The following is a 15193-nucleotide window of genomic DNA, read 5'->3' on the forward strand; positions in this document are numbered from 1 at the left end:
ATGAACAAGACCATGCGTTTCACCTCGACAAAGACTTGCACGTTTCCCGCCAGACAGCGCGGTATGGTGCTGCTGGTCAGCCTCGTATTTCTGTTACTGCTGACATTGCTGGGCATTTCATCCATGCAGAACGCCACGCTGCAGGAAAAGATGGCGGGCAGTGTGACGGTTCGCAATGTTTCGTTTCAGGCGGCTGAGGCACAGTTGCGTCTCGGTGAGTCGAAGATCATGGAGTCCGGTTTTGCAATGGTTGTCTGTAACTCACTTGCCGCCTGCGCCCCGCCTGTTGATTCGACTACAGTACTCAATCCTGGGGTGGGTACGTCTGGCGTCAACTGGATTGGCACAAGCGCCGGGATGTTTGGCATCCAGAATCTGGGTACAACGGCCGCACCCATAAAACGCCCTGCAAATTGCTCGGGTTCGGTCACGATGTATCGGGTAACAGCCATCGCCATTCAAGGCACTTCACGAACAGTGCTGGAGAGTATTTATGCCAACTGCTAAGGCGCTTCGTGGTGGCTTGAAATACCTCTATGGCGCTTTGCTGGCGCTGTATCTGGCGAGCCCGGTTTATGCCTTCACGCCGGCGCAAGTCCCTTTGTTGACCTCCCCGGCAGTGCCGCCCAATCTGATGTTGCTCGTGGACAACTCGGGCAGTATGTACAACATCATCTGGGATTCGGGGTTTGACGCGTCGGTCAATCGTCCGGACATCAGTTACTTCTCAACGCAGTGCTTAAGCGGTTTGATAACAGTAGTTTGCCCATTTTTGAGCACCCTGTCGGGTGATGAAACGCTCTCGCTGGGCGATATCAATGGTACCAATATCCTCACGTTGCAACTGAGGTGTCCGTTTGGGGGGCGTCCGGTTTTTCGTAATGACATTCAGTACTGTCTGAACCTGCCCGATCCGGCCGGTAACGGGCTGACGCGTTATACGGCTGATTACCTGTCCTATCTTATTGATCTGGTCAGCCCTGGCTTTTTTGGCGTTCGCAACTACACCAATGGCGTGATCCCGAACGACTTCAGAATGAATGTCGCGAAAACCGTAGCGACCAACCTGGTAACCAACAATACGACGCTCAGAATCGGGCTCGCGTCCTTCAACCAACCGACCAACAGTGACCTTGGCCCAGGAGGCAAGATTGCCAGGCTTGTCACTGACCTGTCTCCGGTAGCGATCAGTACCTTTCAACCTTCCGGCGTGTCTCAACAGCAGGCCACTCAAAATATCACTGACCTCAAGACCGCTATCACCAACCTGACGCCGTCAGCCAACACGCCACTGGCTGAAACCTATTACGAGATCACGCGGTATTTTCGCGGTATGTCACCGTTCTATCAAAGCGGCTCCAACTACGTGAGTCCGATTCAATACCGCTGCCAGAAAAACTACGGTGTTGTGGTTACCGATGGCCTGCCGACCTATGACCGGACGTTTCCAGCCAACGACCCTGACGATGTTCTGGACACCACGCGCTCATTACCCAACTGGGATTTAAATGCAGCCAATGACGGCGACAACCTGTCCGGTGATGGTGAAGGGGATACACTTTATCTGGACGACCTGGCCAAATTTGCCTATGACATCGACCTGCGGCGGGATGCGGTGACGACTGGCGGCGACCTGACCGGAAAAAGCTGGGATACCGCAGGCTTTGCGAAGCAGAACATGAGCACTTACACCATCGGGTTCACCGCATCTAACCAGATGCTGAACGATGCTGCCGACGATACCCATGGCCATGGCAAATACTTTCAGGCCAATGACAGCACGGGGCTGACTTCAGCCTTGAATCTGGCGTTGAGCGATATTTACGCCAAAGTCGGCTCTGGCGCAGGTGGGGCAGCGAACTCATCAACGCTCCAGGCGGGTACCCAGTTTTACCAGACGCTCTATGACCCGACCGATTGGCACGGCACCATCAGAGCCTTCAATCTGGATCAGACCACGGGAGCATTGAGTGCCCCCGTATGGACTACCGACACTGCCATTGTCAGTGGATCAACGGCACCGGTTTTTGAATCCTGGAACACGGTTTCCACTTCGGGAAGGATCGCTCTGGATTACAACAACTTCAGCCCTGCTCAGCAGGCGGCACTGAATGCAACATTGCCAGGCAATGCCAACGGTATAGAGCTTATTAACTGGGCCAAAGGCACTGCCAACGCGAAGTTTCGGCCACGCACCCGGCTGTTGGGCGATATCGTCAACTCTTCGCTAGGTACTGCGTTCCCTAAGCAAAAGACCGCCGCCGACCTGACGGGTGATACCACCTACACCACCTATCTGGCCATCAAGGCAAACAGCATGAGCTCCAGCATTCTGGCCAATGCCAATGACGGCTTTTTCAACGTCATCAATTCTGGCGATGGTTCAAGGCGCTATGCGTATATGCCTTCGACGGCTCTGACGTCGCTGGCGACCATCGCATCAACCACCTATGGATCTGGCGTTCACAAGTTCACCGTCGATGGCCAGATCGCAGTGTTCGATACACAGCTTGCCGCGGGTTCCTCATGGCGCACCGTTGCCTATGGTGGTACGGGGGCGGGCGGCAAAGCGTTCTTCGCAATCAAGTTATTCGAGGGTGTCAGCAACACTGTCAGCGCATTATGGGAGGTCAAGGCCCCCGACACTTCCGACACCAACAATAAATTCAACAATCTTGGCTATGCCTATGCAAGGCCTGATGTTGCCCGGATGGCGGATGGCACCGGGATTGTGGTGGTCGGCAACGGTTACGGCAGCTTCACCGGCAGAGCTTCGCTCTATGTATTGAATGCCAACACCGGGGCGTTCATTGCCGAGATTCAGACACCGATCCTTAATAGCGAAACCGATAACGGGCTTTCTTCGGTCAAATTGCGCGTCAACTCTCAGAATGTGGTTCAGGCTGCCTATGCGGGCGACCTGAAGGGGCGGTTGTGGAAGTTCGACTTGAGTGGCGCAACCGCTGCCAGCTGGAAAATAGCGTTTGGCGGCGCGCCTTTGTTCACTGCACCGCGAGGCGCCAATCAGCCAATAACGGTTCAGCCATTCGTGCTTGATCATCCGCTCAACGGCAAGATCGTGTATTTCGGCACCGGCAAGTTCCTCGAAGTTGCAGACAAGCAGACCTCCGCTCTTCAGGATTTCTACGCGATATGGGATGCGGACTCCGGAGCGGGCGGCACGGTCGAGGCGAACCTGCAAGCGCAGGCGGTCAATGGCAGTGTTGTCAGTAACGGAACCACCTATTTCACGTCGACAACCAACGATGTGGATTGGTCAGTCAAGAAGGGCTGGTACATGCCGCTTTCCGCCGTAGCGCCCTATCTGGGGGAGCGAATCATTTACCCCGCGCAGACCAGTCGAGGCCGGATTATCTTCTCGACAGCATCCGTGAACTCCGCTGACCCCTGTGAAAGCACAGGCACCGGGCGGGTATTTGAACTCAATGCTGCCACCGGCAGCATGCTCAACTACCAGGTGCTTGATACCAACGGCGATAACAGCATCAACAATTCAGACCTGTTTGCCGCCGGGATCGGGTACACAGGTATCCCCGTCGTATCCGCTATCGTTTCGGGTACCGGGGACGGGAATGAGGTGAAGATCATTAATAACTCCACGGGTAACACGCCTGATGTTCTGAAGGAAAAGGGCGGGAGCGGCAACCAGCGCATCATGTGGCGACAAATCCAATAGGGAAACGAATCATGCGAGCGACATCCAGGGGCTTTACGTTAATCGAACTCATGATCGTCGTGGCGATTGTCGGTATTCTGGCCGCCATCGCGTACCCCAGTTATACCGAGTACGTGAAGCGTACTCAGCGCTCGGCAGTCGCCAGTTTGCTTTCCGAACAGGTTCAAGCGCTGGAGCGTTTCTATTCGCAAAAGGGCAATTACGCTGATTACAAAGGTGTGGTTGGCGGCAATGCCTATTACACGATTACACCGGTCCTCAACGCCACTGATTTCACCCTGACAGCAGCCCCCACCGGGGGCACTATGATGGCCGGCGACAAATGCGGCAGTTTCGTCATCACCAATACCGGTGCGCGCAGTAACTCAGGCGCGACCACTGGCGTGACCACCAAAGACTGCTGGGGCCGCTAAAACCGTTTTTCCTTGTTCCGAGACCAAGATGCCCAAGCAAAAAATAGTCATTGTCGGCGGCGGTGTCATAGGTCTGCTGACCGCCTTCAATCTCGCCTCCGAGCAGGTCAACGTCGTATTGCTGGATCGCTCGGGTGTCGGGCAAGAGTCCTCCTGGGCGGGCGGCGGGATTGTTTCGCCGCTTTATCCGTGGCGCTACAGCCCGGCAGTCACCGCGTTGGCGCACTGGTCGCAGGACTTCTACCCGCACCTCGCCGAGCGTCTGTTTGCGCAAACCGGCATTGACCCCGAAGTTCACAAGACCGGCCTGTACTGGCTCGACCTCGACGATGAACAGGCCGCGCTCGAATGGGCTGCGCGTGAGAACCGGCCATTGAGCAGTGTCGATATCTCGGCAGTGAACGATGCGGTGCCGGCGCTGGGGGAGGGGTACTCGCGGGCGATCCACATGGCCGACGTGGCGAATGTGCGCAACCCCAGGCTGGTCAAGTCGCTCAAAGCCGCGCTGCTGGCGATGCCCAACGTGGACATTCGCGAGCAGTGCAACGTCAGCGGTTTTGTGCGCGAAGGCAGCAGGGTTTCAGGCGTGAGCACGCCGTCAGGCGATGTCACCGGTGACCGGGTGATTCTGACGGCGGGAGCTTGGAGCGGTGACTTGCTCAAAACCCTCGGCCTGGACCTGCCGGTCGAGCCGGTGAAAGGGCAGATGATCCTCTACAAATGCGCATCTGACTTCCTTTCCAGCATGGTCCTGGCCAAAGGGCGCTACGCAATCCCGCGCCGCGATGGCCACATTCTGATCGGCAGCACGCTGGAGCATGAAGGGTTCGACAAGACCACCACGCAGGCCGCGCTGGAAAGTCTCAAGGCGTCGGCCATCGAATTGATTCCCGAACTGGCCAACGCCGAACCCATCGCCCAATGGGCCGGGCTGCGTCCGGGCTCGCCCGAAGGCATTCCCTTCATCGGACCGCTGGCTGGCTTCGATGGGCTGTGGCTCAACTGCGGCCACTACCGCAACGGCCTGGTGCTGGCACCTGCTTCGTGCCAGCTACTCACCGACTTGCTGCTGGGCCGCAAACCGATCATCGATCCTGCACCTTACTCACCGTTAGGCCGTCTGCATTTTTGACTGACTGAGTTCATGCGGCAAAGCACATTCGCCTGAATCTGATGCTGTCATTCAAGTCCGCCTGTTTTGCCTGAAGCGGTTATTGCTGCTATTGTCTAGTGCACTAGATAGTAGCGAGCTAGAAAACGCAATGAGTGCCAATAAATCAAAAGCGCGCCGAGAAGTCGGGACTCAACTGTCCTTCGCACTCTATGGCGCCGCCAACCGAATGATCCGTCTGCACAAGCCTCTGCTGGAGCCGTTGGGTCTCACATTTCCGCAATACCTCGTCATGCTTGAGCTGTTCAGCGCCGCCCCCAGAAGCGTGGGCGAACTGGGCGCCAGACTTGCGATGGACACTGGCACCATCACGCCACTGCTCAAACGCCTGGAAGTCTCGGGCATGGTCACGCGTACTCGAGATCGGAGTGATGAGCGCCGGGTATTGATCGCGTTGACCGAGGCTGGAGAGGCGCTACGTGACGCTACGTGGAGCATCACCGAGCAAATAAAGAGCGCTTGTCAGCTGACCGACGATGGGCTGGAGACACTTCGCGACACGCTGAACGACTTTGCGCGTCCTGCGACTGACTGAGCGGCGCGCTGTACCTATCCCCAAACGAGGACGAACACATGAAGATCGGAATTATCGGCACGGGCTCAATCGGCGCGAGCTTGGCCCGTAAACTGGCCGCCAGTGGCCATGAAATCAAATTGGCCAACTCCAGAGGCCCCGACTCCATTGGCGATCTTGCCCGCGATGTGGGTGCCAGTGCGGTCAGTAAGGAAGAGGCGGTCAACGGCGTTGATGTGGTGATTACATCGATCCCGTTCGCAAACTATCCGGACCTGGCTAACCTGTTCAGCCAGGTGCCTGCGCATGTTGTGGTTATCGACACGTCCAATTACTACCCCATCCGCGACGGCGTGATAGAGGGTATTGACGATGGCCAGCCCGAAAGCGTGTGGGTCAGTAAACAGATCGGCCGCCCTGTGGTTAAAGCCTGGAATGCTTTGCTGGCCGAGACGCTTGCCAGCAAGGGCTTGCCAATCGGTTCGCCTTTGCGACTGGCCCTTCCGGTTGCTGGCGATAATGACGAAGCCAAGGCGGTAGCGCTGAAGCTGGTCGATGCAACGGGCTTTGATGCCGTGGACTCGGGCAGTTTATCCGACTCATGGCGTCAGCAGCCGGGCACTCCGGCTTATTGCACCGAATTGCTGGTTGGTGAGCTGGAGCGCGCATTGGCCGCTGCTGATAAAACTCAAGCCGCGCAGCATCGTGAAACTGTGCTGAAAGCGCTCATGTCTGCACCCGAGCCCCTGAGCCACACTCAGACCGTTGCCTTGAATCGTGCAGTCACCGGAACGGTCTTGCACTAGCTCACCCCTTTACCTGTGGACAAGGAATGACCGCCTTGCGGCCGCTCGTTGCCATCGGGCCTGATCCTGAACCAGATCGAGTACATTGCCGGCAGAAACACCAGGGTCAGCACCGTACCGGCGAATGTGCCGCCGATCAGCGTGTAGGCCAGCGTGCCCCAGAACACCGAATGGGTGAGGGGGATAAACGCCAGAATGGCGGCCAGCGCTGTCAGTATCACCGGGCGCGCACGTTGTACGGTGGCTTCGACCACGGCCTGAAACGGGTCGAGCCCCGCCTGTTCATTGTGGTGGATCTGGCCGATCAGGATCAGCGTGTTGCGCATCAGAATGCCGGACAGTGCGATCAGCCCGACCAGTGCATTGATGCCGAAGGGCTGCTGAAAGAGGATCAGCGTAGGCACCACACCGATCAGCCCCAGCGGGCTGGTCAGAAACACCATGACCATGGCCGATATCGAACGCACCTGCAGAATCAGGATGATCAGCGTGACCGCCAGCATGATCGGGAACAGTGGCAACATCGCCGCCATTGCCTTGCCGGATTCCTCGATTGAACCTGCCTGATCGATCCGATAGCCACTGGGCAGCGTGTCGATGATGGGCTGCAACTGCCGGGTAATGGCCGTCGATACATCTGGCGGTTGCAGGCCGTCGGCGATGTCGCCCCGTACGGTGATGGTTGGCGTGCGGTCGCGCCGGCGCATGACCGGCTCTTCCATGCGCACATCGACTGCACCGATCTGCGACAGCGGAACACGTTGCCCATCGACGCCTGTGAGGGTGAAGTCCATGATTTTTGCCGGATCCAGTCGGGTGTCGCCAGCCGAGCGGGCAACCACCTGCACGGTGCGAATGTCCTCGCGCACCGCCGTAACCGGCAGGCCGGTCAGCAGGAACTGCAATTGTTGCGCGACCTGGCTGGAACTCAACCCGATGGCCTGCATCCGGTCCTGTTGCAAGGTGAAATGCAGCGTTGGGGTGCGCGTGCCCCAGTCAGTATTGACGGTGCGCATCATCGGGCTGGCGCTCAGCACCTGTTGCACCTGCGCCGCAATGCTGCGCAGTGTGTCCGGGTCATGGCCAGTAACGCGGTAGGCGACCGGGTAGGGTGAATACGGGCCGAAGACCAGTTGCGTGACGCGCACTTGCGCCTCGCCAGCCAGCCCTTCGGAAATAGCCTGACGCAAGCGGTGTTTCAGTGTCTCGCGCTGTTCCTGGCTGTCGGTGCGCACCACGATCTTGGCAAATGACGGGTCAGGTAATTCCGGCCCCATCGCCATGTAGAAACGTGGCGCGCCCTGGCCAATGTAGGCGGTGACGATCCCGGCTTCTGCCTGCTCGGCCAGCCAGCTTTCCACTTTGGCCGCGGCCGCGCTGGTTTGAGCAATCGAGGTGCCGTAAGGCATCTGCAGTTCGACCAGCACCTCTGGGCGGTCGGACACCGGAAAAAACTGTTTCTTGACCAGCCCCATGCCCAGCACTGCCAGGACGAACAACCCGATGACCGAACCTGCGACCAGCCACTTGCCTGCAATGACGCGTGCCAGAACCCGGCGGAAACGGTTGTAGCGTGGGGTGTCGTAAAGCGTTGCATGTCCGCCTTCGACCTGCTTCACCTCAGGCAACAGTTTCACGCCCAGATACGGTGTGAAAAACACCGCGACCACCCATGAGGCAATCAGCGCGATACCGACGATCCAGAACATGTTGCTGGTGTATTCGCCTGCCGTGGAGCGCGCAAAACCGTTGGGCATGAAGCCGACAGCGGTGACCAGGGTGCCGGATAACATGGGCGCGGCGGTGTGGCTCCAGGCGTACGCAGAGGCCGCGATGCGGTCGTAACCTTCTTCCATCTTCACCACCATCATTTCGATGGCGATGATCGCGTCGTCGACCAGCAGCCCGAGCGCCAGAATCAGTGAACCCAATGTAATGCGGTCGAAATTCTTGCCGCTCATGGCCATGATCACGAAGACCACCGCCAGGGTCAGCGGTACGGCGGCAGCCACCACAACGCCCACACGCCAGCCCATGCTGATAAAGCAGACCAGCATGACCACCAGCAATGCGACGAAAAACTTGATCATGAACTCATCGACCGCCGAACTGATGTTGACGGCCTGGTCCGTGACCTTGTTCAGGCTCATGCCCAAGGGCAGCTCGGCGTTGATCGCGCCCACCTCATGATCCAGCGCCTTTCCAAGGTCCAGCCCGTTCCAGCCATCGCGCATGACGATCCCCAGCAACAGTGCCGGCTCGCCGCCGTTGCGAATCATGAACGTTGCCGGGTCTTCGTAACCGCGTTTGACCGTGGCAATGTCCGCCAGCTTCAGCGTGCGGCCCTGAGCCACAACCGGCGTATCGCGGATCTTCTGCAGCTCATCGAAAGCGCCGTCGAGCCGAATGAACACCTGCGGCCCACGGGTTTCGACCGAGCCTGCCGGGGTAAGCGCATTCTGATTATTCAGCGCGGCAAATACCTCTTGCGGGCTGATACCCAGCGTTGCCAGTCGCTCGTGGGAGAACTCGACGTAGATGCGCTCGGGCTGCTCGCCCACGATGTTGACCTTCTTCACGCCCGGCACATGCAGCAGGCGCTGGCGCAGCGATTCGGCGTCACGTGCCAGCACGCGCTGCGGCTCGCCTTTGGCCTTGAGCGCGAACAGCGCGAAAGTAACGTCCGAATACTCGTCGTTGACCATCGGCCCGATCACCCCGGCCGGAAGCGTCATGGCCTCGTCACCGATTTTCTTGCGTGCCTGATAAAACTCATCCGGCACTTGCGACGGCGGCGTGCTGTCGAGCAGGGTCAGGGTTGTGAATGCCATGCCAGGCCGCGTGTAGGTTTCGGTGCGGTCGTACCAGCGCAGTTCCTGAAGGCGCTTTTCGATCTTCTCCGCCACCTGATCCTGCATCTCCTGGGCGGTTGCGCCCGGCCAGACCGACACCACGGTCATTACCTTGACCGTGAAGGCCGGGTCTTCGGCGCGGCCCAGTTTGAAAAAGGCAATGACCCCGGCCAGCGAAATCAGGCAAATCAGGAACAGGGTGATCGAGCGCTCGCGCACGGCCAGCACTGACAGGTTGAAACGACCTTCGCTCATGGGCGCGCACCCTCCGCCACGGAGACGTTCGCTGGAGCGATCACCCTGACCTGCTGGGCTTCATGCAGAAGGTGCGCGCCGAGTGCGACTATCCGCGCGCCAGGCTTGAGTTGCGTACTGATGCGGGCGTGCTCGTCATCAAGGTGCTGAACCACTACCGGTGCCCAGTTGACCTGAGCCGGCTCCCCTTGAATGACCCAGACACCCGGTCCTTTGCCAGCGTCGTATAACGCACCTATGGGCACCTGCAGCGTGCTCTGCCCGGCGACATCGGCACTGGGGATCTTCACAGTAATGGTGGTGCCGAGCGGTGCATTCGCCATCTCGCCTTCCAGCACATAACGTGCCTCGAAGGTGCGGGTCTGGCGGTCCGCGACGTCCGACAGCTGTCGCAGCCGGGTCGTGGTGCTCAGGTCTTTGTTGCCGAACAGCGTGGCCTGGGCGGCAGAACCTATGAGAGGGCGCAGGTTTTCCGGAAGCTGGATGACGGCTTCACGCGGCCCGGCGTGTGCCACGCGCACCACTGCTTGCCCTGCGCTGACGACCTGACCGGGTTCCACGAGGGTTTCCATGACGATACCGTCGGCATCCGCTACAAGGTCTGCGTATCGGGTCGCGTTGAGGGCCACTTCAGCCTGCGCTTGGGCCGAACTGAGTTGAGCTTTGGCCGAGTCCGCCGTCGCTTTGATCTGGTCGTAGCTGGAGGCTGAAATTGCGCCGCTGCTGCGCAGGCTTCTATAGCGCGTCTCTTCGTCCGCTGCCTGCTTTGCCTGCGCTTTGGCCGCCGTCACTGCTTCGCGCTGTGCGTGCGCAGCAAGCTTCAGGTCGGCAGGGTCGATACGCATCAGCGGTTGGCCGCGCTTGACGGCCTGCCCGGTATCGACAAAGCGCTCCAGCACCTTGCCGGACACCCGGAAACCGAGGTCGCTTTGCACCCGCGCCGCCACGGTGCCGGTGAACGAGCGGGGCGCTACGCTGGCTTCCTGGAGGATCGCCACGCGCACCAACGGCGCGTCTGTGCGTGGGTCCGGTTGCGTTTTTTCGCTGCAGGCGGTCAGGGCCAACGGCAGAACACTGGCAAGAACAAGCAAAGCAAAGCGGTGCCGGAGCATGGGAATCTCAACGTGCAGTGATCGATATCTGCACTTTGATTCCAGTGACCAAATTAGTCAATGGTCACAATCGTTGTTTTGTCACGGCGACAGGCTGCGCAGCACCAGACTGGATAGCTGACTCGGGCCTTCGTCGGTGTGATCGAAGGTGTGTTGCAGGAGCAGCGGGTTGATGTAGGGACGCATTACCAGATAGATCGCCATGACGGTTTCATCAAGGGGCGTCTTACGCTCGAAGTCGCCGGTTTGCCGACCTTCCTGCAGAATGTTCTGAAGCATGGCCTTGAGGTTGTCCTCGTAAATCAACGTCGCCTGCCAGCGCTCGGTCGCTGCCGACGTAGCAATCTCGTACAGCTTGCGGTCATGCGAGAACAGGCGAATGCTGGCTTCGACGACTGATTTGAACATGCGTCGCAGCTTTTCGGGCGGGCGGTCGGTTTCGTTGACTGCTGCTCTGACCTCTGCTTCGATTTCACTCAGACAGTTGGCGCAGATCATCTCGCCGATGGCCTGCTTGGACTCGAAGAACTTGTAGATGTACGCCTTGGAAAACCCGATAGCCCTGGCCAGATCGGACACAGTGGTCTTGCCGTAACCGTATTGACTGAAATGTTCTGTGGCCGCAATCACGATCTGATCACGAATCTCATGGTCCACCGGACCACGGCCTGCTGCGGGATTGCTGATGGTTTTGTTCATGGGCGCAGCTTACTGACATTGAGGGGAGTGGACAATAAGTGACTTCTACGGAATAGGGTCACGGATATTCTCGCCTCAACGCCCGCTGCACCCAACAGTACCGGACACAGAGCGCCGCACGATAGTCGAGATTATCGTTCCACGCTCCAGCCCAGACACCTATCGTTCCTCACGCTCCAGCGTAGGAACGCCTTGGGTGACGCTCTGCGTCACAAATCTGCGCCGCGCCGCGTATTCAGGACCGGACGCAGAGCGTCCAGAACGGCATGCGACGCGGAGCGTCGCACGATAGTGAGGTTGTCGTTCCGTGCGCTCCAGCCCAGACACCTATTGTTCCTCACGCTCCAGCCTAGGAATGCCTTGGGTGACGCTCTGCGTCACAAATCTGCGCCGCGCCGCGTATTCAGGACCGGACGCAGGGCGTCCAGAACGGCATGCCGACGCGGAGCGTCGCACGATAGTCACCCGTGGCGTCAATCCAGCCCCAGCTTCTTCAACCGGTAACGCAACGATCTGAATGACAAACTGAGCCGCTCGGCCGCTGCGGTGCGGTTCCAGCGGGTTTCTTCCAGCGCCTGGAGGATGAGTGTGCGTTCGATGCTTTCCAGGTAGTCTTCCAGGTTATCGATATCAGCCAGGTTCGCACCCTGTTGTGCCTGGGGGCTGGCGGACTCTGCCAGACGCAGGTCGCTGGCGTGGATCTCATAGTTTTCACAGAGGGTGTAAGCGCGTTCCAGCATGTTTTCCAGTTCGCGCACGTTCCCGGGGAATCGATAACTTTTTAGCGTTTCCAGTGCATGCGCATGCAGGCGCGCGACGGGCTGAGCGCCGTTGCCGGCAAGTCGTCGCAAAACACTGGCTGCCAACTGATCGATATCCTCACGCCGCTCGCGCAGTGAAGGTACGCGCAGTTCGATCACGTTCAGTCGGTAATACAGGTCCTGACGGAAACGACCTGCAGCGACTTCGATATTCAGGTCCTTGTGGGTGGCGCATAGAATGCGCACGTCAACGACCTGCTCCTGCTGACCGCCGACGCTGCGGATGGACTTTTCCTGGATCGCGCGCAGCAGTTTTACCTGCATGGCCAGCGGCAGATCAGCGACCTCATCAAGAAACAGCGTGCCGTTGTGCGCCGCCTGAAACAACCCTGGCTTGTCTTCGTGGGCACCGCTGAAGCTGCCTTTGCGATGGCCGAAGAATTCGCTCTCCATCAATTCGGAAGGGATAGCCCCGCAGTTGACCGGCACGAACGGTTTGTCGATGCGCGGCCCTTGCTCGTGAATCAGTCGGGCTACCAGCTCTTTGCCACTGCCCGATTCGCCGCTGATGTAGATGGGTGCCTGGCTGCGCGCCAGCTTGCCGATCTGGTTGCGCAGGGTGCGCATCGGCGGCGAATCACCCAGCAGACGGCTGTCGATGCTGTGCACCGGTTGAGTGGCGGAGGGCAGGCTCAGAGCACTATTGACCAGTTCGCGGAGCCGGTTGAGGTCCACCGGTTTGGTCACGAAATCGAAGGCCCCGGCTTTTAACGCATGAATCGCCGTGTCCAGGTTGCCGTGGGCGGTGATCATCGCCACTGGCACATGGGGGTAGCCGTGCTGGATGTGCTGCACCAGTTCCAGGCCGTTGCCATCGGGCAGGCGCATGTCGGTCAGGCACATATCGAACGGCTCGCGGGCCAGCCAGTCATGGGCCTCGGCAACGTTGCGGGCGCTGCGCGTGTCGAGCTTCATGCGCCCGAGGGTGATCTCCAGGAGTTCGCGAATATCCGGCTCATCATCGACTATCAGGATCTTTTGCCGTTGGCTCATGCTCAGCTCGTTTTGAACGGGTGGGCGAAGGTGATGCGCAAACAGCTGCCACCGTCGTGTGGTCGGGGGATATATTCCAGATGCGCCTGATTGCTTTCGCACAATTCACGGGAAAGGTATAGACCCAGGCCGGTGCCTTTGCTTTCCGTGGTGAAAAACGGTTCGAAAATCTTGCTCAGGTGTTGTTCGCTGACACCCGGCCCGTCGTCCAGCACTTCCAGGATGGGTAAATCGCTTTCCCGGTCATGGTGCAGGTTCAGCCAGACCTGCGCCGACGGGTGATTGCGGCGGCTGTAGCGTAGGCCGTTCTGCACCAGGTTGGTGATGATCTGGGTCAGTTGCCCGGCGTCCATGCGAGTGGTCAGCATGCCTGAGCTTATTTGCACATGAATCGACTGATCCGCAGCGGCCGAGCTACGAAAGTCGCTGACAAAATTTTCCAGCCAGACTTTCAGGTCGAGCAGTTCGGGTTGTGCTTCGCGTCGGCGAGACAATTGCAGGACGTTTTCAATCACCCGATCAATGCGCTGCGACTGATCATGAATGATCTGCCCCAGACGGCGATCCGGCGCGCTGAGGTCTTCCGACTCGTTGAGTAACTGCGCAGCATGGCTGACCGCACCCAACGGGTTGCGTATTTCGTGGGCGATGCCTGCGGTCAGGCGGCCCAGCGCAGCAAGCTTGAGCTGCTGCGCCTGATGGGCAATCTGCGACAGATCTTCAAGGAAGATCAGCGTTTGACGCTGGTCGCCCCGATTGAGCGCGGCAAAGCTGGGTTGCAGCACAGGCCCGATAGATGAGGTGGTGATGCTGCGCGGCACCATGATCGGGTTGATCAGCCACTGGCGCAGGCGCTCGACCAACTGCGGCGAGTAAGCGTCGATGACCTGACCGACCAATCGTTCATGGCCGAGCAGGGTCAAGGCCCCCTGATTGGCCAGCACCACCTGGCGGCGCGCATCCAGTACCACAATGCCTGTGCGCATGCGCTGCAGGATCAGCGCATTGAGCTCTTCAAGGCTGTCGACATCCGCTGCCCGTTGCTCGGCCAGCCCCTCGCTGACTTGCAGGCGCGCAGTCAGTGCCTGCACCAACAGCGCGGCGGCGAAGCACAGCGCACCCAGAGAACCGGCCTGCACGTAGTCGTTGGACACCGAAGGTGTGCCGAAGCTGATGTAGAACGTCAGGTAGATGATGCCAATGGCAGAAACAGCAGCGATCAACAGGCCGATGCGGCCTCGCAGCAGCACGTTGCTGATCGCCACGGATGCGATCAACAGGTTGCCGATGCCGCTCGACGGCCCGCCGGCCGCATAAAACAGCCCGGAAAGCATGATTGCGTCGGTCATCGCCAAGCCAAACAGCTGCGCCTGGCGGCTGGGGCGCTCCAGCAGCACCACCACCAGAATGTTGAACACCAGGTACAGCCAGCAGCCCGAACGGAACAGATTCGGATTGGCCAGTTGCAGCAACTCGGTTTCCAGGCTGCTGGAGATCAACAGAACCAGCACGACGCCAATGGTCAGTCGATAAAGGTGATACAGCCGCAGAATCCGTTGCGCCTGCGGGCTGGTAAGCGAAGGCGTCTCAGCGGTCACGTGCCGCAGGGCCTTCCAGTCGGTGTGCCTCGCTGCAATACCACTGTTTTTCCTGGCTCAACGCGCGATCCTGAGGCAGGTGAACGCCGCAGTGTGCGCAACGCACCATCGGGGTAGCAGCGATTTCGGGCGGCTCTGCGCGTGGCTTGGGCTTGGGGGGATTGATCAGGCGCTTGACGAACCAGATCACCGCCGCGATCAACGCGACCCACATGAGTAAGCGAACCATGACTACCAGCTTAGTGATTGACGATGGCGCAGT

General features: G+C 59.1%; 12 protein-coding genes. 6 read left to right on the plus strand and 6 right to left on the minus strand.

The features are described 5' to 3' along the window. The 6 genes from PSPTO_RS04300 to PSPTO_RS04325 all read left to right on the plus strand — a co-directional run bounded on the left by PSPTO_RS04300 (position 1) and on the right by PSPTO_RS04325 (position 6601). A complete protein-coding gene (locus tag PSPTO_RS04300) occupies positions 1-507 on the plus strand; it encodes a pilus assembly PilX family protein (protein WP_011103294.1) in 507 nt (168 codons plus the stop codon). After that, entirely contained in the window at positions 494-3697 is a 3204-nt protein-coding gene (locus tag PSPTO_RS04305; protein WP_011103295.1) for a pilus assembly protein, read from the plus strand. Before PSPTO_RS04300 ends, PSPTO_RS04305 begins: the two co-directional genes overlap by 14 nt. An 11-nt stretch (positions 3698-3708) precedes the next feature. Next, positions 3709-4110, plus strand: coding sequence for a type IV pilin protein (locus tag PSPTO_RS04310; protein ID WP_011103296.1), 402 nt, complete (start codon positions 3709-3711; stop codon positions 4108-4110). A 28-nt stretch (positions 4111-4138) separates the two neighbouring features. Further along, entirely contained in the window at positions 4139-5242 is a 1104-nt protein-coding gene (gene thiO / locus PSPTO_RS04315; protein WP_011103297.1) for a glycine oxidase ThiO, read from the plus strand. Between the two features lie 130 nt (positions 5243-5372). Next, the gene (locus PSPTO_RS04320) at positions 5373-5816 is read left to right on the plus strand and encodes a MarR family winged helix-turn-helix transcriptional regulator (protein ID WP_005769271.1); all 444 of its coding nucleotides are present in this window, start codon (positions 5373-5375) and stop codon (positions 5814-5816) included. 38 nt (positions 5817-5854) lie between these two features. Then, positions 5855-6601 carry an NADPH-dependent F420 reductase gene (locus PSPTO_RS04325; RefSeq protein ID WP_007246762.1) on the plus strand — a complete coding sequence of 249 codons (747 nt, stop codon included), beginning with the start codon at positions 5855-5857 and terminating at the stop codon, positions 6599-6601. Here PSPTO_RS04325 and PSPTO_RS04330 read toward each other — a convergent pair. The 6 genes from PSPTO_RS04330 to PSPTO_RS04360 form a co-directional block, all read right to left on the minus strand. Next, a complete protein-coding gene (locus tag PSPTO_RS04330) occupies positions 6598-9708 on the minus strand; it encodes an efflux RND transporter permease subunit (protein ID WP_011103298.1) in 3111 nt (1036 codons plus the stop codon). The genes PSPTO_RS04325 and PSPTO_RS04330 overlap by 4 nt on opposite strands. Next, positions 9705-10820: an efflux RND transporter periplasmic adaptor subunit gene (locus PSPTO_RS04335; protein ID WP_011103299.1), complete on the minus strand. Its 1116-nt coding sequence runs from the start codon at positions 10818-10820 to the stop codon at positions 9705-9707. The genes PSPTO_RS04330 and PSPTO_RS04335 overlap by 4 nt, the downstream gene beginning before the upstream one ends. An 81-nt stretch (positions 10821-10901) precedes the next feature. Then, positions 10902-11519, minus strand: coding sequence for a TetR/AcrR family transcriptional regulator (locus PSPTO_RS04340; protein ID WP_011103300.1), 618 nt, complete (start codon positions 11517-11519; stop codon positions 10902-10904). A gap of 473 nt (positions 11520-11992) precedes the next feature. Further along, the gene (locus tag PSPTO_RS04350) at positions 11993-13333 is read right to left on the minus strand and encodes a sigma-54-dependent transcriptional regulator (RefSeq protein WP_011103301.1); all 1341 of its coding nucleotides are present in this window, start codon (positions 13331-13333) and stop codon (positions 11993-11995) included. A gap of 2 nt (positions 13334-13335) precedes the next feature. Next, the gene (locus tag PSPTO_RS04355) at positions 13336-14931 is read right to left on the minus strand and encodes a sensor histidine kinase (protein ID WP_005769277.1); all 1596 of its coding nucleotides are present in this window, start codon (positions 14929-14931) and stop codon (positions 13336-13338) included. Then, positions 14921-15160, minus strand: coding sequence for a PP0621 family protein (locus PSPTO_RS04360; RefSeq protein ID WP_057403016.1), 240 nt, complete (start codon positions 15158-15160; stop codon positions 14921-14923). The genes PSPTO_RS04355 and PSPTO_RS04360 overlap by 11 nt, the downstream gene beginning before the upstream one ends. Positions 15161-15193 lie beyond the last annotated feature (33 nt).

Source organism: Pseudomonas syringae pv. tomato str. DC3000, from assembly GCF_000007805.1.
In the GTDB taxonomy this organism is placed as follows: domain Bacteria; phylum Pseudomonadota; class Gammaproteobacteria; order Pseudomonadales; family Pseudomonadaceae; genus Aquipseudomonas; species Aquipseudomonas avellanae.